At 72.3% G+C, this 20,065-nt stretch carries 16 protein-coding genes and 1 rRNA gene; 8 read left to right on the top strand and 9 right to left on the bottom strand.

Going from position 1 to position 20,065, the window contains the following annotated elements; all coding sequences use genetic code 11:
- Window positions 1–88, top strand: a 5S ribosomal RNA gene (gene rrf / locus ABT118_RS18260); the annotation flags it as partial.
- 50 nt (window positions 89–138) lie between these two features.
- Here the strand turns inward: rrf and ABT118_RS18265 are convergent.
- Both ABT118_RS18265 and ABT118_RS18270 read right to left on the bottom strand, forming a co-directional pair.
- Window positions 139–639, bottom strand: coding sequence for a DinB family protein (locus ABT118_RS18265; protein ID WP_350669774.1), 501 nt, complete (start codon window positions 637–639; stop codon window positions 139–141).
- Window positions 636–1,091: a GNAT family N-acetyltransferase gene (locus ABT118_RS18270; RefSeq protein WP_350669775.1), complete on the bottom strand. Its 456-nt coding sequence runs from the start codon at window positions 1,089–1,091 to the stop codon at window positions 636–638. The genes ABT118_RS18265 and ABT118_RS18270 overlap by 4 nt, the downstream gene beginning before the upstream one ends.
- A 92-nt stretch (window positions 1,092–1,183) precedes the next feature.
- On the opposite strand from ABT118_RS18270, the gene recD2 reads away from it, so the two are divergent.
- The 3 genes from recD2 to ABT118_RS18285 all read left to right on the top strand — a co-directional run bounded on the left by recD2 (window position 1,184) and on the right by ABT118_RS18285 (window position 6,113).
- Window positions 1,184–3,412, top strand: coding sequence for an SF1B family DNA helicase RecD2 (recD2, locus tag ABT118_RS18275; protein WP_350669776.1), 2,229 nt, complete (start codon window positions 1,184–1,186; stop codon window positions 3,410–3,412).
- 225 nt (window positions 3,413–3,637) lie between these two features.
- Entirely contained in the window at window positions 3,638–4,927 is a 1,290-nt protein-coding gene (locus ABT118_RS18280; RefSeq protein WP_350669777.1) for a citrate synthase, read from the top strand.
- 466 nt (window positions 4,928–5,393) lie between these two features.
- Window positions 5,394–6,113 (top strand): SDR family NAD(P)-dependent oxidoreductase, encoded by a 720-nt coding sequence (locus ABT118_RS18285; RefSeq protein ID WP_350669778.1) that lies wholly within the window; start codon window positions 5,394–5,396, stop codon window positions 6,111–6,113.
- A 36-nt stretch (window positions 6,114–6,149) separates the two neighbouring features.
- Here ABT118_RS18285 and ABT118_RS18290 read toward each other — a convergent pair whose 3' ends face one another.
- The 3 genes from ABT118_RS18290 to ABT118_RS18300 form a co-directional block, all read right to left on the bottom strand.
- Window positions 6,150–8,417 (bottom strand): heavy metal translocating P-type ATPase, encoded by a 2,268-nt coding sequence (locus ABT118_RS18290; protein WP_350669779.1) that lies wholly within the window; start codon window positions 8,415–8,417, stop codon window positions 6,150–6,152.
- 68 nt (window positions 8,418–8,485) lie between these two features.
- Complete coding sequence (locus ABT118_RS18295; protein WP_350669780.1) at window positions 8,486–8,704, bottom strand: heavy-metal-associated domain-containing protein; 219 nt, start codon at window positions 8,702–8,704, stop codon at window positions 8,486–8,488.
- 237 nt (window positions 8,705–8,941) lie between these two features.
- A complete protein-coding gene (locus ABT118_RS18300) occupies window positions 8,942–9,892 on the bottom strand; it encodes a PrsW family intramembrane metalloprotease (RefSeq protein WP_350669781.1) in 951 nt (316 codons plus the stop codon).
- Window positions 9,893–10,022: 130 nt separating this feature from the next.
- Here ABT118_RS18300 and ABT118_RS18305 point away from each other — a divergent pair, with 130 nt between their 5' ends.
- Both ABT118_RS18305 and dhaM read left to right on the top strand, forming a co-directional pair.
- Window positions 10,023–11,204: a PP2C family protein-serine/threonine phosphatase gene (locus tag ABT118_RS18305; protein WP_350669782.1), complete on the top strand. Its 1,182-nt coding sequence runs from the start codon at window positions 10,023–10,025 to the stop codon at window positions 11,202–11,204.
- A 61-nt stretch (window positions 11,205–11,265) separates the two neighbouring features.
- Window positions 11,266–11,658, top strand: coding sequence for a dihydroxyacetone kinase phosphoryl donor subunit DhaM (gene dhaM, locus ABT118_RS18310; protein WP_350669783.1), 393 nt, complete (start codon window positions 11,266–11,268; stop codon window positions 11,656–11,658).
- 37 nt (window positions 11,659–11,695) lie between these two features.
- Here dhaM and ABT118_RS18315 read toward each other — a convergent pair whose 3' ends face one another.
- Window positions 11,696–13,378, bottom strand: a complete 1,683-nt coding sequence (locus ABT118_RS18315; protein WP_350669784.1) for a bifunctional 3'-5' exonuclease/DNA polymerase — start codon at window positions 13,376–13,378, stop codon at window positions 11,696–11,698.
- A gap of 307 nt (window positions 13,379–13,685) precedes the next feature.
- Here ABT118_RS18315 and ABT118_RS18320 point away from each other — a divergent pair, with 307 nt between their 5' ends.
- On the top strand, window positions 13,686–15,716 hold the full coding sequence (locus ABT118_RS18320) for a M3 family metallopeptidase (RefSeq protein WP_350669785.1): 2,031 nt from the start codon (window positions 13,686–13,688) through the stop codon (window positions 15,714–15,716).
- A gap of 15 nt (window positions 15,717–15,731) precedes the next feature.
- On the opposite strand, the gene ABT118_RS18325 is transcribed toward ABT118_RS18320, so the two are convergent.
- Window positions 15,732–17,225, bottom strand: coding sequence for a cellulase family glycosylhydrolase (locus ABT118_RS18325; protein WP_350669786.1), 1,494 nt, complete (start codon window positions 17,223–17,225; stop codon window positions 15,732–15,734).
- 104 nt (window positions 17,226–17,329) lie between these two features.
- On the bottom strand, window positions 17,330–17,956 hold the full coding sequence (locus ABT118_RS18330; protein ID WP_502884579.1) for a TetR/AcrR family transcriptional regulator: 627 nt from the start codon (window positions 17,954–17,956) through the stop codon (window positions 17,330–17,332).
- An 87-nt stretch (window positions 17,957–18,043) separates the two neighbouring features.
- On the opposite strand from ABT118_RS18330, the gene ABT118_RS18335 reads away from it, so the two are divergent.
- Window positions 18,044–19,261: an acyl-CoA dehydrogenase family protein gene (locus ABT118_RS18335; protein ID WP_350669788.1), complete on the top strand. Its 1,218-nt coding sequence runs from the start codon at window positions 18,044–18,046 to the stop codon at window positions 19,259–19,261.
- On the opposite strand, the gene ABT118_RS18340 is transcribed toward ABT118_RS18335, so the two are convergent.
- A complete protein-coding gene (locus ABT118_RS18340) occupies window positions 19,258–20,034 on the bottom strand; it encodes an enoyl-CoA hydratase/isomerase family protein (protein ID WP_350669789.1) in 777 nt (258 codons plus the stop codon). The two genes, ABT118_RS18335 and ABT118_RS18340, sit on opposite strands and share 4 nt — an antisense overlap.
- Window positions 20,035–20,065 lie beyond the last annotated feature (31 nt).

The following is a 20,065-nucleotide window of genomic DNA, read 5'->3' on the forward strand; positions in this document are numbered from 1 at the left end:
CGGTTACATTCCGAACCCGGAAGCTAAGCCTCATAGCGCCGATGGTACTGCAGGGGGGACCCTGTGGGAGAGTAGGACGCCGCCGAACAATCTTTAGTCAGAAAGCCCCGCCGGGTAACCGGCGGGGCTTTCTGCATTTCAGATCCCGGTTTCGCCGTCCAATGTCTCGCGGATGATGTCCGCATGGCCGGCGTGCCGGGCGGTCTCCTCGATCATGTGCAGCAGGACCCAGCGCAGGTTGCGACCGGCCATCTTCGGCCAGGCGCACGGGGTCTCCAGGGACAGCCCGGCGACGATGTCCCGGTTGACCGCGACCTGGGTCTCGTAGAAGGCACGCCATGCCGCGACGGTGTCGTGGTCGCCGAGGGCGAAGTCCGCGCCCTCCTCCTCGTCCACGGCCGGCCACTCGTCGGGGAATTCATGGCCGGCCTGGATGATCTGGAACCAGCGGCGCTCCCAGATACCGGAGTGCTTGAGCAGGCCGAGCAGCGAGAGCGAGCTCGCGGTGGGTACCCGTCGGGCGTCCTCGTCGCTGAGGCCGTCGAGCTTGCGGAGCAGGGAGGCGCGCTGCTTGTCGAGGAAGCCGACCAGGGCCTCCCGCTCGGTGTCGGTGCGGACGGCGGGCGCGCGGGGACTCACCGGAGGGCCAGCTTGAAGCCGAGGTGCGAGCCGGTGAACCCCAGGCGCTCGTAGAAGCGGTGGGCGTCGGTGCGGGTGGCGTCGGAGGTGAGCTGCACGAGCTCGGCGCCGAGCTTCCGGGACTCCTCGACGGCCCATTCGATCAGGGTGGTGCCCAGGCCGGTGCCGCGGGCGGAGGCGTCGATCCGGACCGCCTCGATCAGGGTGCGGGTGGCGCCCCGGCGGGAGAGACCGGGGATGACGGTCAGTTGGAGGGTGCCGATGACGCGGCCGGCCGACTCGGCGACCACCAGGTGCTGGTGCGGGTCGGCGGCGATCCGGGCGTAGGCGTCCCGGTAGGGAGTCAGGTCGTCGGGGGATTCGCGGGAGGCGCCGAGGGGGTCGTCGGCGAGCATGGCCACGATGGCGGGGAGGTCGGTGGGCCTCGCCGGACGGATTGTCAGGTCGTTCATGATCAGGACGATAAAGCACCGACCGTGCCCGCACTGTCGGTGCGGGAGGGTACGGTGCGTAGCGCACCGTCACCGAACCGAGGGGGCGCCCTGTGAGTGCACCGAGCGCACAGTCGCCGCAGCGTCAGCTCGCCCAGGTGGAGGGCGTGTTGGAGCGGATCACGTACGCCAACGAGGAGACGGGTTACACGGTGGCCCGGGTCGACACCGGGCGCGGGGCGAACGACCTGCTGACGGTCGTCGGGGCCCTGCTGGGGGCGCAGCCGGGGGAGTCGCTGCGGCTGTTCGGGCGTTGGGGCTCGCATCCGCAGTACGGGCGGCAGTTCACGGTGGAGAACTACACCACGGTGCTGCCGGCCACGGTGCAGGGCATCCAGCGGTATCTGGGGTCGGGGCTGATCAAGGGCATCGGCCCGCGCTTCGCGGAGCGGATCGTCGAGGCCTTCGGGGTGGAGACCCTGGAGGTGATCGAGAACGAGCCGAAGCGCCTGATCGAGGTGCCGGGCCTCGGGCCGAAGCGGACCAAGATGATCGCGGCGGCCTGGGAGGAGCAGAAGTCCATCAAGGAGGTGATGGTCTTCCTGCAGACCGTCGGCGTCTCCACCTCCCTGGCGGTGCGGATCTTCAAGAAGTACGGCGACGCCTCGATCGGCGTGGTGAAGAACGAGCCGTACCGGCTGGCCTCCGACGTCTGGGGCATCGGCTTCCTGACGGCGGACCGGATCGCCCAGGCCGTGGGCATCCCGCACGACAGCCCGGAGCGGGTCAAGGCGGGCCTGCAGTACGCGCTTTCGCAGAGCAGCGACCAGGGGCACTGCTACCTGCCGGAGGAGCGGCTGATCGCGGACGGGGTGAAGCTGCTGCAGGTCGACGTGGGGCTGGTGATCGACTGCCTGGCGGAGCTGGTGGCGGCCGAGGGCGTGGTCCGGGAGCGGGTGCCGGGTGAGGGCGGGCAGTTGGTCACGGCGGTGTACCTGGTGCCGTTCCACCGGGCCGAGGTCTCGCTGTCGAATCAGCTGCTGCGGCTGCTGACCGCCGACATCGACCGGATGCCGGGTTTCGCGGGGGTGGACTGGGAGGCGGCGCTGGGCTGGCTGGCCAAGCGCACGGGGGCCGAACTGGCCCCGGAGCAGCGGGAGTCGGTGAAGCTGGCGCTGACCGAGAAGGTCGCGGTGCTGACGGGCGGCCCGGGCTGCGGCAAGTCGTTCACGGTGAAGTCGATCGTCACGCTGGCGCTGGCGAAGCGGGCCAAGGTGGTGCTGGCGGCGCCGACCGGGCGGGCGGCCAAGCGGCTGGCGGAGCTGACGGGGGCTGAGGCGTCCACCGTGCACCGGCTGTTGGAGCTGCGTCCCGGCGGTGAGGCGGCGTACGACCGGGATCGCCCGCTGGACGCGGACCTGGTGGTGGTGGACGAGGCGTCGATGCTCGATCTGATCCTGGCGAACAAGCTGGTGAAGGCGGTCGCGCCGGGGGCTCATCTGCTCTTCGTGGGGGATGTCGACCAGCTGCCCTCGGTCGGGGCGGGGGAGGTGCTGCGGGACATGCTCTCGGCCGGCAGCCCGGTGCCCTCGGTCCGGCTGACCAGGATCTTCCGGCAGGCACAGCAGTCCGGCGTGGTGACGAACGCGCACCGGATCAACGAGGGCCTGCCGCCGATCACCGACGGCCTGCCGGACTTCTTCCTGTTCGCCGAGGACGACGCGGAGGCGGCGGCCGGTCTCACGGTGGACGTGGTGGCCCGGCGGATTCCGCAGCGGTTCGGGCTGGACGCGCGCCGCGACGTCCAGGTGCTGGCGCCGATGCACCGGGGTCCGGCCGGGGCGGGGGCGTTGAACACGCTGCTGCAGGCGGCGGTCACCCCGGCCCGGGAGGGGTTGCCGGAGCGCCGCTTCGGCGGCCGGACCTTCCGGGTAGGTGACAAGGTCACCCAGATTCGCAACAACTACGAGAAGGGGCGGAACGGGGTCTTCAACGGCACGGTCGGGGTGGTGACCGATCTGAGCGTGGACGAGCAGCGCCTGACGGTCCGTACGGACGAGGACGAGGAGGTGCCGTACGACTTCGACGAGCTGGACGAGCTGGCCCATGCCTACGCTGTGACGATCCATCGTTCGCAGGGGAGTGAGTACCCGGCGGTGGTGATTCCGGTCACCACCTCGGCCTGGACGATGTTGCAGCGGAACCTGCTGTACACCGCCGTGACGAGGGCGAAGAAGCTGGTTGTGCTGGTCGGGTCACGCAGGGCGATCGCCCAGGCGGTTCGGGCCGTCAGTGCTGGTCGAAGGCACTCCGCCCTTGATCACCGGCTGACAACTGGATGATCGTCCAAGGGTTGCCCCTACTGCGGGGTTGTCTTGACGTGAAGAGATTTACGGCGGAACCTAGTCTGTGCCGATCTTGTCCGGTTCATACCGGCCGCGGCGACAGCTTTTGTAGGGCAAGGGCCTTCTCGGCCCACCCCGGGTGCACGACGGTCCTGCGGATGGGGGATCGTAGAGACAGTCAGGGCACCTTGGAAGAGGATTCATTTCGTCGGTGAGGAAGACGTGAGCGACAACTCGGTAGTACTGCGGTACCAGGACGGCGAGTACGAGTACCCCGTCGTCGAGAGCACTGCGGGCAACGCCGGCTTCGACATCTCGAAGCTGCTCCCGCAGACCGGCCTGGTCACCCTGGACAACGGCTTCGGCAACACCGCCGCCTACAAGTCCGCGATCACTTTCGTGGACGGTGACAACGGCATCCTGCGGTACCGCGGCTACCCGATCGAGCAGCTGGCCGAGAAGGCCTCCTTCATCGAGACCGCGTACCTGCTGATCAACGGTGAGCTCCCGAACGCCGATCAGCTGGCGGTGTTCAGCAACGAGATCACTCAGCACACCCTGCTGCACGAGGACGTCAAGCGCTTCTACCAGGGCTTCCCCCGGGACGCCCACCCGATGGCGATGCTGTCGTCGGTGGTCGGCGCGCTGTCCACCTTCTACCAGGACAGCCACAACCCGTTCGACGCCGGCCAGCGCCACCTGTCGACCGTCCGGCTGCTCGCCAAGCTCCCGACCATCGCGGCCTACGCGTACAAGAAGTCGGTCGGCCAGCCGTTCGTCTACCCGCGCAACGACCTGAGCTACGTCGAGAACTTCCTCCGGATGACCTTCGCCGTCCCCGCCGAGGACTACGAGATCAACCCGGTCATCGTGAACGCGCTGGACAAGCTGCTGATCCTGCACGCGGACCACGAGCAGAACTGCTCGACCTCCACGGTCCGCCTGGTGGGCTCCAGCCACGCCAACCAGTTCGCCTCGATCTCGGCCGGTATCTCGGCGCTCTGGGGCCCGCTGCACGGCGGCGCCAACCAGGCGGTGCTGGAGATGCTGGAGGAGATCCAGAAGTCCGGCGGCGATGTCGACACCTTCATTCGCAAGGTGAAGAACCGCGAGGACGGCGTGAAGCTCATGGGCTTCGGGCACCGCGTCTACAAGGCCTTCGACCCGCGCGCCGCGCAGGTCAAGATCCTTGCGCACGAGGTGCTCGGCCAGCTCGGCAAGTCCGACGAGCTGCTCGAGATCGCGCTCAAGCTGGAGGAGCACGCGCTCAAGGACGACTTCTTCGTCTCGCGCAAGCTCTACCCGAACGTGGACTTCTACACCGGCCTGATCTACCGCGCCATGGGCTTCCCGACCAGCATGTTCACCGTGCTGTTCGCGCTCGGCCGGCTGCCGGGCTGGATCGCCCACTGGCACGAGATGATCAACGACCCGGGCAGCCGCATCGGCCGTCCGCGCCAGATCTACACCGGTGTCGAGATCCGCGACTACGTCGAGCTCGACGCGCGCTGATCCACCGGTACGCAGCAGGGCCCGGCCACCACTGGTGGCCGGGCCCTGCTGCGTACGTGCGGAGAGGAGTGCGGCGCACGACGCCCGGGGGCGGACCTGGTTGCCGGGGTACGGCCGCTCAAAGCGTCCCCGGCGGCTACCCGCTCCCCGGCGTCGTGCGCGAGACCACCGAGCGGACTCGGCAGTCGTACCGGGGCCCGCCGGAGCCCCGTTCACGGCGGTCATGGACCGTCGTACTACAAAGGTAAGACGTATTCGGGGGCGCAAAGTTACGTTCGGGGGGTGTGAGTTGGCTCTCTCCACGCTCCGTGCACGGGCGGTGCCAGTCTCATACCACACGATCCCAGCCGAGCCGCGTCACCCTCCCCGCAGCCGCCGCAACCCAGCGTGATAGGAATCGTCCCATTCCGGTACGGACCGCCCGCATGCCTCAGCTGCGGCGGCAAGGCAGGGAGGGAGTGCGCAGATGACCAGGAACGTCGTCGTCACCGGTGGTGGCACCGGCATCGGGTACGAGGTGGCACGCCGCTTCGCCGAGGCGGGCGAACGGGTGGTGATCGTCGGACGTCGGCGGGCGGTCCTGGAGAGAGCTGCGGCGGACCTCGGGCCGAACGTCACCCCGCTGGTCTGCGACCTCGCCGACCCCGACGCGGTCGAGGACGCCCTGAGCGCGCTGCCGGCCGAGATCGACGTGCTGGTCAACAACGCCGGCAGCCGGGAGACCGTGATCGGGGCCGGGCCGCACGCCGTGCTGGCCCGCTGGCGCGGGGACTTCGAGCGGAACGTGCTCACCGTGGTGCTGCTCACCGAGTCGCTCCGGGACCGGCTCACCCAGGGCACCGGGCGGGTGGTGACGGTCAGTTCGATCGCCGCCCTGCGCGGCGCCGGCTCGTACGGGGCCGCCAAGGCCTCCCTGCACGCCTGGAACCACTTCCTGGCGGCCCAGCTCGGCGCCTCCGGGATCACCGCCAACATCGTGGCCCCCGGCACCGTCTCGGGCACCGAGTTCTTCGGGCCCCGGCTGGACGAGGCCGAGGTCTCCCGGCGGGCCTCCCGCACCCTGCTCGGCCGGATCGGCGAGTCGGGCGAGGTGGCGGCGGCGGTCTACTTCCTCGCCTCCGCGGACGCCGGCTTCATCACCGGCGAGATCCTGCACTGCAACGGCGGGGAACTGCTCGGCCGGTAGGTCCGGAGACCGGCGTCGCAGTTCCCCGAGCCGCTGCTACGCGGTGGCGTTGAACCTGCGCAGGCGGAGGCTGTTGGTGACCACGAAGACCGAGGAGAAGGCCATCGTGGCGCCCGCGACCACCGGGTTGAGCAGCCCGGCCGCGGCCAGCGGGATGGCGGCCACGTTGTAGGCGAAGGCCCAGAACAGGTTGCCCTTGATGGTGGCCAGGGTGCGCCGGGAGAGCCGGATCGCGTCGGCGGCCGAGCGCAGGTCGCCGCGGACCAGGGTGAGGTCGCCGGCCTCGATGGCGGCGTCCGTGCCGGTGCCCAGGGCGAGGCCGAGGTCGGCCTGGGCCAGGGCGGCGGCGTCGTTGACCCCGTCGCCGACCATGGCGACCGAGTGGCCCTCCTGCTGGAGCCGGCGGACGGTGGCGACCTTGTCCTCCGGGAGCACCTCGGCGATCACGTCGGCGAGGTCGATGCCGACCTCGGCGGCGACCGCCTCGGCGGCGCTGCGGTTGTCGCCGGTCAGCAGCACCGGCCGCAGGCCGAGGGCCCGGAGTTCGGCCACGGCGGCGGCCGAGGTGGGCTTGACGGTGTCGGAGACCACCAGGACGGCCCGGGCGGCGCCGTCCCAGCCGACCGAGACGGCCGTCGCGCCGGTGGCCTCGGCGGCGGCCTTGGCCTCGGCGAGGGCGGGCGGCAGGTGCTGGGCCCAGTCGGCGAGCAGCAGCTCGCGGCCGGCGATCACCGCGTGGCCGTCGACCACGCCCTGGACGCCCCGGCCGGGGATGTTGGCGAAGTCCTCGACCGGCGGCAGCTCACCGAGGCGTTCGGCGGCGGCTGCGGCGATGGCGGCGGCGATCGGGTGCTCGGAGGCGTGCTCCAGGGCGCCGGCCAGCCGGAGCACCTCGGTCTCGGTGACCCCGTCGGCGGTGTGCACGGCGGTCAGGGACATCCGGCCGGTGGTGACGGTGCCGGTCTTGTCGAGCACGATGGTGTCGACCTTGCGGGTGGTCTCCAGCACCTCGGGGCCCTTGATCAGGATGCCGAGCTGGGCGCCGCGGCCGGTGCCGACCATCAGGGCGGTCGGGGTGGCCAGGCCGAGGGCGCAGGGGCAGGCGATGATCAGGACGGCGACCGCTGCGGTGAACGCCTCGGTGGGGTTGCTGCTGACCAGCAGCCAGGCGACCAGGGTGCCGAGGGCGATCAGGATGACCACGGGGACGAAGACGGCGGAGATCCGGTCGGCCAGCCGCTGGGCGGCGGCCTTGCCGTTCTGCGCCTGCTCGACCAGCTTGGCCATCCGGGCGAGCTGGGTGTCGGCGCCGACCCGGGTGGCCTCGACCACCAGGCGGCCGCCGGCGTTGACGGTGGCGCCGGTGACGGGGTCGCCGGTGGTCACCTCGACCGGGACGGACTCGCCGGTGAGCATCGAGGCGTCCACGGCGGAACTGCCCTCGACCACGGTGCCGTCGGTGGCGATCTTCTCGCCGGGCCGGACCACGAACCGCATCCCGACAGCCAGCCGACCCACCGGCAGCCGTACCTCGCGGCCGTCCTGGAGGACGGCGACGTCCTTGGCGCCGAGGTCGAGCAGGGCGTGCAGGGCGGCACCCGCGCGGCGCTTGGAACGGGCCTCCAGCCAGCGGCCGAGCAGGATCAGGGTGGTGACGGCGGCGGCCGTCTCCAGGTAGAGGGTGGAGGAGGCGTCACCGGCGTCGGTGCCGAGCGCGAAGGAGTGCCGCATGCCGGCCATCCCGGCGTGCCCGAAGAACAGGGCCCAGACGGACCAGCCGAAGGCGGCCAGGGTGCCGAGCGAGACCAGGGTGTCCATGGTCGCGGCGCCGTGCTTGAGGTTGGTCCAGGCGGCGCGGTGGAACGGCAGGCCGCCGTACACCACGACCGGGCCGGTGAGCGCGAAGGCGAGCCACTGCCAGTTGTCGAACTGGAGCGCCGGGATCATCGAGAGCAGCACCACCGGCACCGTCAGCGCGGCGCTGATCAGCAGTCGCTCGCGGAGGAGGTCGGGCTGCCGCGGCTGCTCGGCGGGGAGCTCTTCGGCGACCGCCGGCGGGGCGGGCAGCTCGGCGGTGTAGCCGGTGCGCTCCACCGTGGCGATCAGGTCGGCGACGCTGACCTCGGCCGTGAAGTCGACCTGCGCCTTCTCGGTGGCGTAGTTGACGGTGGCCTCGACGCCGTCCATCCGGTTGAGCTTCTTCTCGATCCGCGCCGCGCAGGAGGCACAGGTCATCCCGCCGATGGCGAGTTCGACCCGGTCGCGGAGGGCGCCGGGCTCTATGCCCGGGGTGGTGGTGCTCATGGCTCATCTGCTCCTTGGGGAGAGCGTACGGGGCCGCGCACGCCGGGGCGGCCCCGTACGGGGGGTGCTCAGGCGGAGCGGCCGACCAGCTCGTAGCCGGCCTCGTCGACGGCGGCGCGGAGCTGGTCGTCGTCCAGCGGGGCCTGGGAGGAGACGGTGACGGTGCCGGCCTTGGCGTCGGCGGCGACGTCGGTCACGCCCGGCAGGCCGGCCACCTCGGCACTGACCGACTTCTCGCAGTGGCCGCAGCTCATACCGCTGACGGAGTAGGTGACAGTGCTCGACATCGGGGCCTCCGGAGGTTTTCGTTCGCCCCGTGCTGGGGCTGACTGTGACAACACCATACCCCCTGGGGGTATTCCATGTCCCAGGAGGGCGATCCTCGCGATCGCCAGCAGAGAGTAACCGTCTGGCGACGCAGAGTCGGGCTGCGCCGGTCGGGGCGTGTCCCGTCAGGGTGTCGGCACGCGAAAACGGGTGGTTCCCGGGAATCCCGGGAACCACCCGTTCTGGTGCGATGTCCGTCAGGTGGCCCGTGCGGCCGCCCGGTTCCTGCTGATCAGCGTCCGCAGCCAGACCAGCCCGACGAGCGAGACCACGATCAGCCCCAGCGTGTCGTACAGGGTGTACAGGTGGACCTGCTGGCTGGTCGGGTTGGGGACGTAGCCGAGTTCGAAGATGGCCCGCTGGAAGTCGCTGGTGGTGGTCCGGGCGACCAGCCAGACCGCGATGCCGCTGGTGCTGTCCCAGAGCGCGTGCAGCAGTGAGACGCCCAGGTAGGTGAGGATCACCGGGGTGGTGAAGCGGAAGCGCAGGCCCTCCCGCTCGCGGAACAGCGCCCCGCCCATGATCGCGGTCCACAGGATGTGGCCGACCGGGGCCAGCACGCCGCGCAGGATCTCGGTCTCGACCAGGTCCTTCAGTGAGAGGCCCTGGAGGCTGAGTGCCGCGTTGAAGGCGTAGCCGGCGCTCTCGAACGCGGCGAACCCGGCGCCGACGGTGGCGCCGAGCACCAGGCCGTGGCGCAGGCCGGTGACCGGGATGCGGCGGGCCACCATGATCAGGGCGGCCAGCTTGACCGCCTCCTCGATCAGGCCGACGCCGACGTACATCCAGACCGAGGGGGAGAGCAGGTAGGTCTCCAGCACCGAGGCGCCGAGGACGCCGATGATGCCGCCGACGCCGAAGCAGGCGGCGATCCGCTCGGTGCCCACGTCGGCGGCGAAGCGCTCGTAGGCCCAGACCACGAAGGTGGCCGGGACCAGGAAGCTGCCGAGCAGCACGATGGTGGGCACCAGGTTGCTGTTGTCGGTGAAGAAGGTGACCACGACGGTCGCCACCCAGAGCGCCAGCCCGATCAGGAACAGCCGAAGCCAGTGCCGCGACTGCTGGACCGGTACGGCGGCTGGTGGTGCGGACCGCTGCGGGCCGGGCGGAGGGGTGGGCGGGGGTGCTGCGCTGCCGTATCCGGACATCGGTGGGGAGCCTTCCCTCGATGAGTGGGCGTCACGTTGTCCGTACGGTATGACAAAAGGGCTAAATCGGTCGGTATTGGTCCATCTGACGCGCGGGTGCAGGGGATGATTTCTCCGCTATGTTCGGTATGTGTTCCAGTTCACCCGCGCCCAGACCACGACGCTGCCCAAGGCCGCCGGGCTCTCCCCGACCCGCCGGGAGCGGGCGCTGCTCGCCGCGGACCTGCAGGACCTGTCCTGGCGGCGGCGGGCCACGCCGGCCCTGGTGGCGCTGGTGCTGGTGGTGGTCGCGGACCTGGTGACCGGACGGGAGAGCTACCTGGCCCCGCTGATGGTGGTGGTCCCCTCGCTCGCGGCGCTGACGCTGCGGCCGATGGAGCTGCTGGTGGTCTGCCTGGTCGGTTTCGGTGCGCTGATCGGCCTGAGCCACTACGACCAGGTGACCGACCTGAACAACGGCCAGTTCCTGTTCGGCGCGGTGGTCAGCTACCTGGTGCTCTCGGTGTTCAGCGCCTGGGTGGCCCGGATCAGGATGCGAAGAGCTGCGGCCTTCGCCGCCGTCTCCTCGGTGGCGGAGGCCGCCCAGCGCGCCCTGCTGCGGCTGCCGGGACCGGCGGTCGGCCCGCTGCGGCTGGCCGTGCGGTACGCCTCGGCGGCGGACGCGGCCCGGATCGGCGGGGACCTGTACTCGGTGCTGGAGACCCCGAACGGCACCCGGGTGCTGGTCGGCGACGTCCGGGGCAAGGGCCTCGGTGCGGTGCAGACGGCGGCGGTAGTGCTCGGGGCCTTCCGGGAGGCGGCGTACGACGAGAGCGGGCTGCTCTCGGTGGCGGCCCGGGTCGAGGCGAGCGTGGAGCGGCACGTGCCGGACGGGGAGTTCACCACCGCCCTGTTCGCCGAGTTCCGCCGGCCCGGGGCGGTGGAACTGCTGCACTACGGGCACGTCCCGCCGATCATGGTCGGCCGGGACGGGGCGGTGACGGTGCTGGAGGCCAGCGAGCCCTGGGTGCCGCTCGGGCTGAGTCGGATGGCGACGGGGGAGCCGCAGAGCATGGAGACGGTGTTCGGCCCCGACGACGTCCTGGTGCTCTGCACCGACGGCGTGATCGAGGCCAAGCACCACCGGAGCGGGGAGTTCTACCCGCTGGCCGACCGGGTCGGCCCGCTGGTCCGGGAGGCCGCGAAGTCGGCGGCCGAGCTGGAGGCGGCGGTCGGCCGGCTCTACGGCGACCTGCTGGAGCACACCGGCGGCGAGCTGGGGGACGACGCCCTGCTGCTGCTGATCAGCCGGACCGACCTCGAACGGGGTTAGCCGTCGGCCGGTGCCCGGTCGGCGCCGGTACACGGATGGTGGTGCTGGGTATGGTCCGGGCATGGGCACGTACGTGGGCATCGTTCTGGTCTCGCACAGTCACGGTCTGGCGGCCGGGCTGCGTGACCTGCTGGTCGAACTGGGCTCCGCGGACGTCCCCGTGCTGCTCGCGGCGGGCACCGAGGACGGGGCGCTCGGCACCAGCTACGAGCTGATCGTGGCCGCTCTCGCCGACGCCGACGCGGGGGCCGGGGTGGTGGTGCTGTCGGACCTGGGCAGCTCGGTGCTGGCCACGCTGGCCGCGCTGGAGGACCACCCGGAGGAGTACGTCAGGCTGGTGGACGCGCCGTTCGTGGAGGGTGCGGTGGCGGCGGTGGTCACCGCCTCGACCGGGGCCGGGCTGGCCGAGGTGGTGGCGGCGGCGGAGGACGCCCGGAGCTACCGGAAGCTCTGACCGGACCTTCTCTGAGCGGACCTGCTCCGAGCGGTCGTCACTTCGCGTCCGCGTAGCAGTCCACCACGGCGGTGCTGAGCGGGAAGCGCACCGGGGTGTTGCCGAAGACCAGCCGCCGGGCCTCGTCGCCGGCGGCGGTGACCGCCTCGACCACCTGGTCGGCCAGGTTGACCGGGGTGTGCACCATCACCTCGTCGTGCTGGAAGAAGACCAGGTGCGGCCGGTCCGCCTCGGTGCCCAGCACCGCCAGGCGGCGGCGCAGCGCGGCCAGCAGGGCGAGCGCCCAGTCCGCTCCGCTGGCCTGGATCACGTAGTTGCGGGTGAACCGGCCGCGGGCCCGGGCCGAACGGCCGCCCGCCTCGCCCGCGGTCTCCGGAGCCTCGGTCAGATCCAGCCAGTCGGCGGACGGCGGCGGGCACGTCCGGCCCAGCCGGGACCGGACGATGCCGCCGTCCTCGCCGGTGCGGGCGGCCGCCTCGACGTACCCCATCGCGGTGGGGTACTGCCGGCGCAGGGTGGCCAGCAGCGGCCCGATGTCCCCGCTGGTCTGGCCGTACATCGCGCCGAGCAGGCCGAGCTTGGCCTTGTCCCGGTCGCCCTGGAAGGCGCTGGCGGCCAGCGCGTCGTACAGGTCGCCCTCGGCCGCCGACCGGGCCAGGCCGGCGTCGCCGGAGAGCGCGGCCAGCACCCGGGGCTCCAGCTGGGCCGCGTCCGCCACCACCAGGGCCCAGCCCGGGTCGGCCACCACCGCGCTGCGCAGGATGCGCGGGATCTGCAGCGCCCCGCCGCCCCGGCTCGCCCACCGGCCCGAGACCACCCCGCCGACCACGTACTCGGGCCGGAACCGGCCGCCGCGCGCCCAGGCGTCCTGCCAGGCCCAGCCGTGCGCGGCGTGGATCCGGGACAGCTCCTTGTAACGGATCATCAGCCGGGCCGCCGGGTGGTCGATCTCGCGCAGCTCCCAGACCCGGGTGGAGCTCAGCCGGATGCCCTGGTCGGCGAACGCCTTCAGCACCTGGGTGTGCGAGTCGGGGTTGAACGGGCGGGAACCGAGCGCCTGTTGCAGCTCGACCGCCAGCTCGGCCAGCAGCTTCGGCTGGGTGCCGGGGATGTGCGGGCGGGGGCCGAGCAGCTCGGTCAGCAGCCGGTCGTGCAGGTCGGCCCGCCACGGCAGGCCGTCGTACGTGATCTCGGTGGCCAGCAGCGCACCGGCCGACTCGGCGGCCACCAGCAGCCGGAACGGGCCCGGCTGCTCGACCAGCGCGATCCGCCGCAGCTGCTCGGCGTGCACCGCCACCACCGCCTCCAACTGGTCGGTGCCGGGCGGCAGCTGCAGCCGGTCCGGTGCGAACAGGCTGTCCTGGTCCTCGCCGCCGCCGGTCTCCGGCAGGTCGGCGGGGACGGGCAGCCGGCGCAGCCGCGCCCATGCGGCGCCGAGCGAGCGGGGCTCGCCCCAGGCCCCCTCGTTGGCGAGCAGCAGGGCCTCGACCAGGCGCAGGTCGTGGCAGCGGGCCACCCGCAGCGGGAGCAGCGGCGCGTACGCACTGTCGGCCGCCGCCCAGACCCAGCGGGGGCGGTCGGACGCCTCGCGCTCCGCCACGGCGGCAGCCAGGTCGGCGACCCGTTCGGGCGGGCCGAGCGGTACCCCGTCCTCGCCGAGCGGCTGCAGGCGGCCGCCGGGGCCGTGCGGGGCGGGCACAACGGCAATCCGGGGTGCCACGGGGCCTCCTCGCACGTCGGACACAGGTTCGCCCCGACCGTACCGGCCCCTGCCGACACTTTCCGGCAGGCGCCCGTCCCGGCACAGCCGGGGAATCCGGTGCAGCGACCTTCGGCAGGTGATTCGGCATCGACGGTCGGGGGCTGGGGGAACGACCTGCGCACGGGTGACCTTCACCGGGGTCGGCGTGGCCCGCGCGGCGAGGCCGCACATCAGCGGTTCCCCGGGCCCCTGGTGGCCGAAGCAGGGTGCTGTGGCCGAGGGACCCTGTCTTCCGAAGGGCCGGGCTCGGTTCTAGGGTCTGCCTATGAGCGAAAACCCTTTCTTCGCGCCCAGCACCCTGGTGTTCGAACTTCCGCCCTTCACCGCCATCCGGGAAGAGCACTACCTGCCCGCATTCGACCGCGGCATGGCCGATCAGCTCGCCGAGATCGCTGCCATCACCGCTGACCCGGAGCCGCCGAGCTTCGACAACACCGTGGTGGCACTGGAGCGTTCGGGCGCGCTGCTGCGCCGGGTCCGGCTGGTGTTCCAGAACCGGACCGCTGCGGACACCACCCCGGCGCTGCAGGAGTTGGACGCAGAGCTGAGCCCCCGGTTGGCCGCGCACCGGGACACCATCCTGCTGGACCCGGCGCTGTTCGCCCGGTTCGAGGCGCTGCACCGGGAGCGCGCCGAACTCGGCCTGGACGCCGAGAGCCTGCGGCTGTTGGAGCGGCAGCACAACCGCTTCGTCCGGGCGGGCGTGCGGCTCCCGGCCGAGGGGCAGGTCCGGCTGCGGGAGATCAACGGCCGGCTGGCGTCGGCCGAGGCGGCGTTCCGGCAGAACGTGTTCACCGACACCCGGGCCCGGGCCGTGGTGGTGGAGCGGGCCGAGGACCTGGACGGGCTGTCCCCCGACGCGGTGGCAGCGGCCGCCGCGAACGGCCGGGCGCTCGGCCGGGACGGCACGTACGTGCTGAGCCTGAAGAACTTCACCAACCAGTCCGAGCTGTCCGAGCTCACCGGCCGCGGGCTGCGGGCCAGGCTGCTGGCGGCCTCGGTGGACCGGGCGGTGGCGGACAACGGTCCGCTGGCGATCGAGCTGGCCGGGCTGCGGGCCGAGCGGGCCGAGCTGCTGGGGTACCCGAGCCACGCCGCGTACGTGGTGGCCGACGAGACGGCCGGGACGGTCGGGGCGGTCGAGGAGCTGTTCGGCCGGCTGATCCCGCCGGCCGTCGCGAACGCCCGCGAGGAGGCCCGGAAGCTGGCGGAGTTCGCCGAGAAGGCCGATGGGGTGGTGGACTTCGCGGCCCATGACTGGCTCTTCTACTCGGAGCGGGTCCGGCGGGCCGCGTACCAGCTGGACGCCTCGGAGCTGCGCCCGTACTTCGAGTTGGAGCGGGTGCTGCACGACGGGGTGTTCTTCGCCGCCGGGCTGGCCTACGGGCTGACCTTCACCGAGCGGGCCGATCTGACGGGGTACCACCCGGAGGCCCGGGTGTTCGAGGTGTTCGAGGCGGACGGCTCCTCGGTCGGCCTGTTCGTCGGCGACTTCCACGCCCGGGAGTCCAAGACCGGCGGGGCCTGGATGAACGAGCTGGTCTCGCAGTCCGAACTGCTGGGCCAGCGCCCGGTGGTGGTGAACAACCTCAACATCGCCCACCCGGCGGCCGGCGAGCCCGCGCTGCTGACCTGGGACGAGGTGCGGACGCTGTTCCACGAGTTCGGCCACGCCCTGCACGGGCTGTTCTCGGCGGTGCGGTACCCGTTCTTCGCGGGCACCGAAGTGCCGCGCGACTTCGTCGAGTTCCCGTCCCAGGTGAACGAGATGTGGATGACCAGGCCGGAGGTGCTGGCCAACTACGCCAAGCACCACCTGACCGGCGAGCCGCTGCCCGCCGAGCTGGTCGAGCGGATGGCTGCCGCCGAGCGGTTCGGGCAGGGCTTCCGGACCGTGGAGTACCTGGCCGCCGCGCTGCTGGACTGGGCCTGGCACAGTGTGCCGGCCGGTGAAGTGATCGAGGACGCCCAGGAGTTCGAGGCGGCCGCGCTGGCCAAGGCCGGGCTGGCCGACCCGCTGGTGCCGCCGCGCTACCGGACCACGTACTTCAACCACGTGTTCTCGAACGACTACAGCGCCGGGTACTACGCGTACATCTGGTCCGAGGTGCTGGACGCCGACACGGTGCGCTGGTTCGAGACCAACGGCCGCACCGTCCGGGAGAGCGGTGAGGTCTTCCGGGCCGAACTGCTCTCCCGGGGCGGCAGCGTGGACGCGCTGGACTGCTTCCGGGCCGTGGTCGGCCGCGACCCGGAGATCACCCCGCTGCTGACCCGCCGCGGCCTGACGGGCTGACCGAGGGGCCCGGGTTCAGCGGGCGCTGATCCGTACCGTCACGACCGTGCCGGGGCGGACCAGCGGCAGCAGGATCCGGGCCACCCCGGCCCGGTCGCCCCGGGGCTGGTCGACGTCCAGCACCGAGGCCCGGGCGCCGCTGACGGTGACCTTCGCGCCGCCCGGGTAGGCGGTGCCGGGCAGGCTGATCTCGGTCCAGCCGCCGCTGCCGCCCGCGGTCCGGCCGCCGGCGGTGAAGGTCAGGGTGTAAGTGCCGTCCTGGTGGCTCTCGGTGCCGGGGGTGCCCGCGAGGGCCCGGGCGTACGGGCCGAAGACCGGTTCGTTGCCGGGGGCGGGCCGGCCGTCCGGACCGAGCGCGCAGTAGCCGCCGCCGCCCTTGCACCAGTACCACATGGCCCAGCCCGAGGCGAAGCCGTTCATCGCGGCGACCTGGCGCTTCACCAGCTCGGCGTTGCCCGGGGTGCGGGAGTTCGGCGGGCCCCACTCGCCGACCAGCACCGGCAGGTGGTTGGCCGCCGGGTAGGCGGTGATGGCGGCCAGGTAGTTCTCCACGAAGCCGCCGGACGGGTCCCAGTCGCGGCCCGCCTCGACGGCGGTGTCGTAGAAGTGCGGCGCGTAGCCGAGCCGGTCGGCGCCGGAGCGCGGGTCGCCGAAGGAGGGCAGCCGGGTCGGTACGCCCTGGCCGACCAGCACGGTCGGTTCGACGAACAGCCAGGAGCGGCTGTCGACCTGCCGGACGGCCTGGATCAGGCGGCGGTACATCCCGGCCAGCCGGCCCTGCTCCAACTCGGCCGAGGCGGCGACCAGGACGGCCGGGTCGGTCGGGTCGCCCGGGATCGGCCCGGACGGCTCGTTGAACAGGTCGTAGCCCAGCAGCGAGCGGTGGTCCCGGAGTTCGCGGGCCAGCCGGGTGTAGAAGTCGGCCTGCCAGCGGCGCAGGTCGGGGTCGTCGTAGAGGTGGGTGAAGGCGGCCTGCACGGCGGGCTGGAAGTACCCGGCGAACCAGTCGTCCGGGTCCTCCTCGAACGGCAGGCCGTCGTCCCGGGTGGCCCAGAGCGGGATGCCCCGGTCGCCGCCGCCGAACTTCGGCCCGTAGACGTCCTGGTGGAAGTCGACCAGGGCCAACAGGCCGTACTTCTCGGCCCAGTTGAGCACCCGGTGCAGCCGGTCCAGCTCGGTCCGGTCCAGTCGGCCCCGGGTCGGCTCCAGCCGGTTCCAGGAGATCGCCACCCGGACCAGGGTGAATCCGTGCTCGGCGGCGGACCGCAGGTCGGCCTCGGTCGCCTCGGCGTACTTGTCGACATTGAAGCCGCGCAGCTGCAGCACCCGCCCTGCGGAGTCGGTCAGGTGGGTCCGGCCGTCGGCGGTGGTCACCGTCCCGGTCGGGAAGTCGGCGCGCTGGTGGCGGTCGGCGCCCTGGTGCGCGGCGGCCTCGGCCGGTAGCGCGGCGCCGGACAGCACGGCGGCGGTGGCCAGGGACAGGGCGGCGGCGGTACGGCGGACACGCACGGGGCACCTCGCGGCGGGGCATGGGGGTGGGGAGCGCCGATCCTGCCGCACGCCGGGAGCCCGCACAAGAGGTGAGTTGGGCTCATGTTCCTCGCCGGTCCGCGCTACCCGAGCGCCCCCGGCAAGGGTGCCGCCGCCGCCAGGCGTCCCCACAGCAGGTCGGCCAGCGCCTGCACCATCCGGGCCCGGGGGCAGGGCCGCTGGTCCAGCCACCAGTCGCCGGCCGCCAGCACCATGCCGGTGATCGCCCGGCCCCAGGTCTCGGCCAGCAGCGGCGCGTCGGGCCCGAGGTCGACCTGGGCCTGCACCGCCCTGGTGATCTCCTCGGCGATCTGCCGCAGCGCGGGCGCCAGCGCCTGGCCCGCGCCGGTCGGGTCGCCGTGCTCGGGGTGGGTCAGCAGCCGGTACACCTGCGGGCGGGACTCGATCCCCGCGAGGTAGACGTCCAGCACGTGCTCGACCCGGTCGCGCCGCTCCAGCGGTTCGTTCAGTGCGGCCCGGACGGCGGCCAGCAGGCCGGTGGTGTGGCGGTCCGTCAGGGCCCGGATCAGGCCGGTCCGGTCGCCGAAGTGCCGGTACAGGATGGGCTTGGTGATGCCCGCCTCGGCCGCGATCGCGTTCATGCTCGCACCGGGCCCGTCCCGCTGGATGACCCGGTCGGCGGCGTTCAGCAACTGCTCGCGGCGGGGCTCTGCGGACACGGTGCGGCTCCTCGGCTCGGGCGTTGACACGGCTCACCAATCAGTAGCAGACTCCCCGCATGTTACCGGGGGTAACACCCCATGGCGTGGGAACTCACCGACCGGAGGCAACCAGCAATGAGCCCCTTCTCCCTCGATCCCGGCCCGGACCAGCTCGCCGTCCGGGACTGGCTGCACGGCTTCGCCGCCGACGTGATGCGCCCGGCCGCCGCCGAGTGGGACGAGCGCGAGGAGACCCCCTGGCCGGTGATCCAGGAGGCCGCCAAGATCGGCATCTACTCGCTGGACTTCTACGCCCAGCAGTACTTCGACCCCTCCGGCGTCGGGATACCGATCGCGATGGAGGAGCTGTTCTGGGGCGACGCCGGCCTCGGCCTGGCCATCGTCGGCACCACCCTGGCCGCGGTCGCCGTGCTGGCCAACGGCACCGACGAGCAGATCGGCACCTGGGCACCGCAGATGTTCGGCACCCCGGACGACGTGAAGGTGGCCGCGTTCTGCTCCTCCGAGCCGGACGCCGGCTCGGACGTCTCGGCGCTGCGCACCCGCGCGGTGTACGACCAGGCCAAGGACGAGTGGGTGCTGAACGGCACCAAGACCTGGGCCACCAACGGCGGGATCGCCGCCGTGCACGTGGTGGTCGCCGCCGTCGACCCGGCGCTCGGTTCGCGCGGGCAGGCCTCCTTCGTGGTGCCGCCCGGCACACCGGGCCTGAGCCAGGGTCAGAAGTTCAAGAAGCACGGCATCCGCGCCTCGCACACCGCCGAGGTGGTGCTGGACCAGGTCAGGATCCCCGGCAGCTGCCTGCTCGGCGGCAAGGAGAAGCTGGACGAGCGGCTGGCCCGGGCCCGCGAGGGCGTCCGCAAGGGCGGCCGGAACGCCGCGATGGCCACCTTCGAGGCCTCCCGCCCGGCCGTCGGCGCGCAGGCGATCGGCATCGCCCGGGCCGCGTACGAGGTGGCGCTGGACTACGCGAAGACCCGGGTGCAGTTCGGCCGGCCGATCATCGAGAACCAGGGTGTCGCCTTCCAGCTGGCCGATATGAAGACCCGGATCGACGCGGCCAGGCTGCTGGTCTGGCGGGCCTCCTGGATGGCGGTCAACAACCAGCCGTTCACCTCGGCCGAGGGCTCGATGTCCAAGCTCTACGCGGGCGAGACGGCCAAGTACGTGACGGCGCAGGCGATGCAGATCCTCGGCGGCAACGGCTTCACCCGGGAGTACCCGGTGGAGCGGATGCACCGGGACAGCGCGATCTACTCGATCTTCGAGGGCACCAGCGAGATCCAGCGGCTGGTGATCGCCCGGGCCATCTCCGGGATGCCGATCCGCTAGAAGTTCGGTCGGCGGCGTTCCAGGAACGCCGCCAACCCCTCGGGCACGTCCGGGGACTGGCGGGACTTGCGCTCCCACGGGGCCAGCGCGGCCGCCGGGTCGTCCGACTCCAGGGCGGCCTTCGCGGCACCGATGGTCTGCGGGGAGCGCGCCGCCAGCAGCTCGGCGAACTCCCGGGCCCGGGCGTCGAGTCGGTCGGCCGGCAGCACCTCGTCCGCGAGGCCGAACAGCTCGGCCCGCCGGGCGTCCACCAACTCGCCGGAGAACAGCAGGTACTTCGCCCGGGCCGGGCCGACCAGCCGGGCCAGCCGGGTGGTCGGCACCGCCGGGTAGACCACGCCGAGCTTGGCCGGGGTGATGCCCAGCAGGGCGTCCTCGGCGACGAACCGCAGGTCGCAGGCGACCGCCAACTGGCAGCCGCCGCCCACGCAGTGGCCGTGCACCACGGCGATCGTCGGGTGCGGGAAGGCGGCCAGCGCCTGCTCGGCCGCGACGTTCTCGGCGTGGTAGGCGTCGGCGCGGTCCGGGTCGCCGTAGATCCCGGTCAGCTCGCCGATGTCGGCCCCCGCACTGAAGGTGCCCTGCGCGCCGGTCAGCAGCAGCACCCGGATGCCGGGTTCGGCGGCCAGCCGGCCCAGCACCTCGGGGAACGCCTGCCACATCTCCCGGGTGACCGCGTTACGCCGCTGCGGACGGTCCAGCAGCAGGGTCGCGACGGCGCCGTCGACCGATGCGCGCAGACCGGGCACACGGGTGTCGAACTGCTCGGGCACGGCCGCCTCCGGGGGGGGGTGAGGGTGTGCG

This window comes from Kitasatospora sp. NPDC002040, assembly GCF_040296785.1.
GTDB lineage: Bacteria > Actinomycetota > Actinomycetes > Streptomycetales > Streptomycetaceae > Kitasatospora.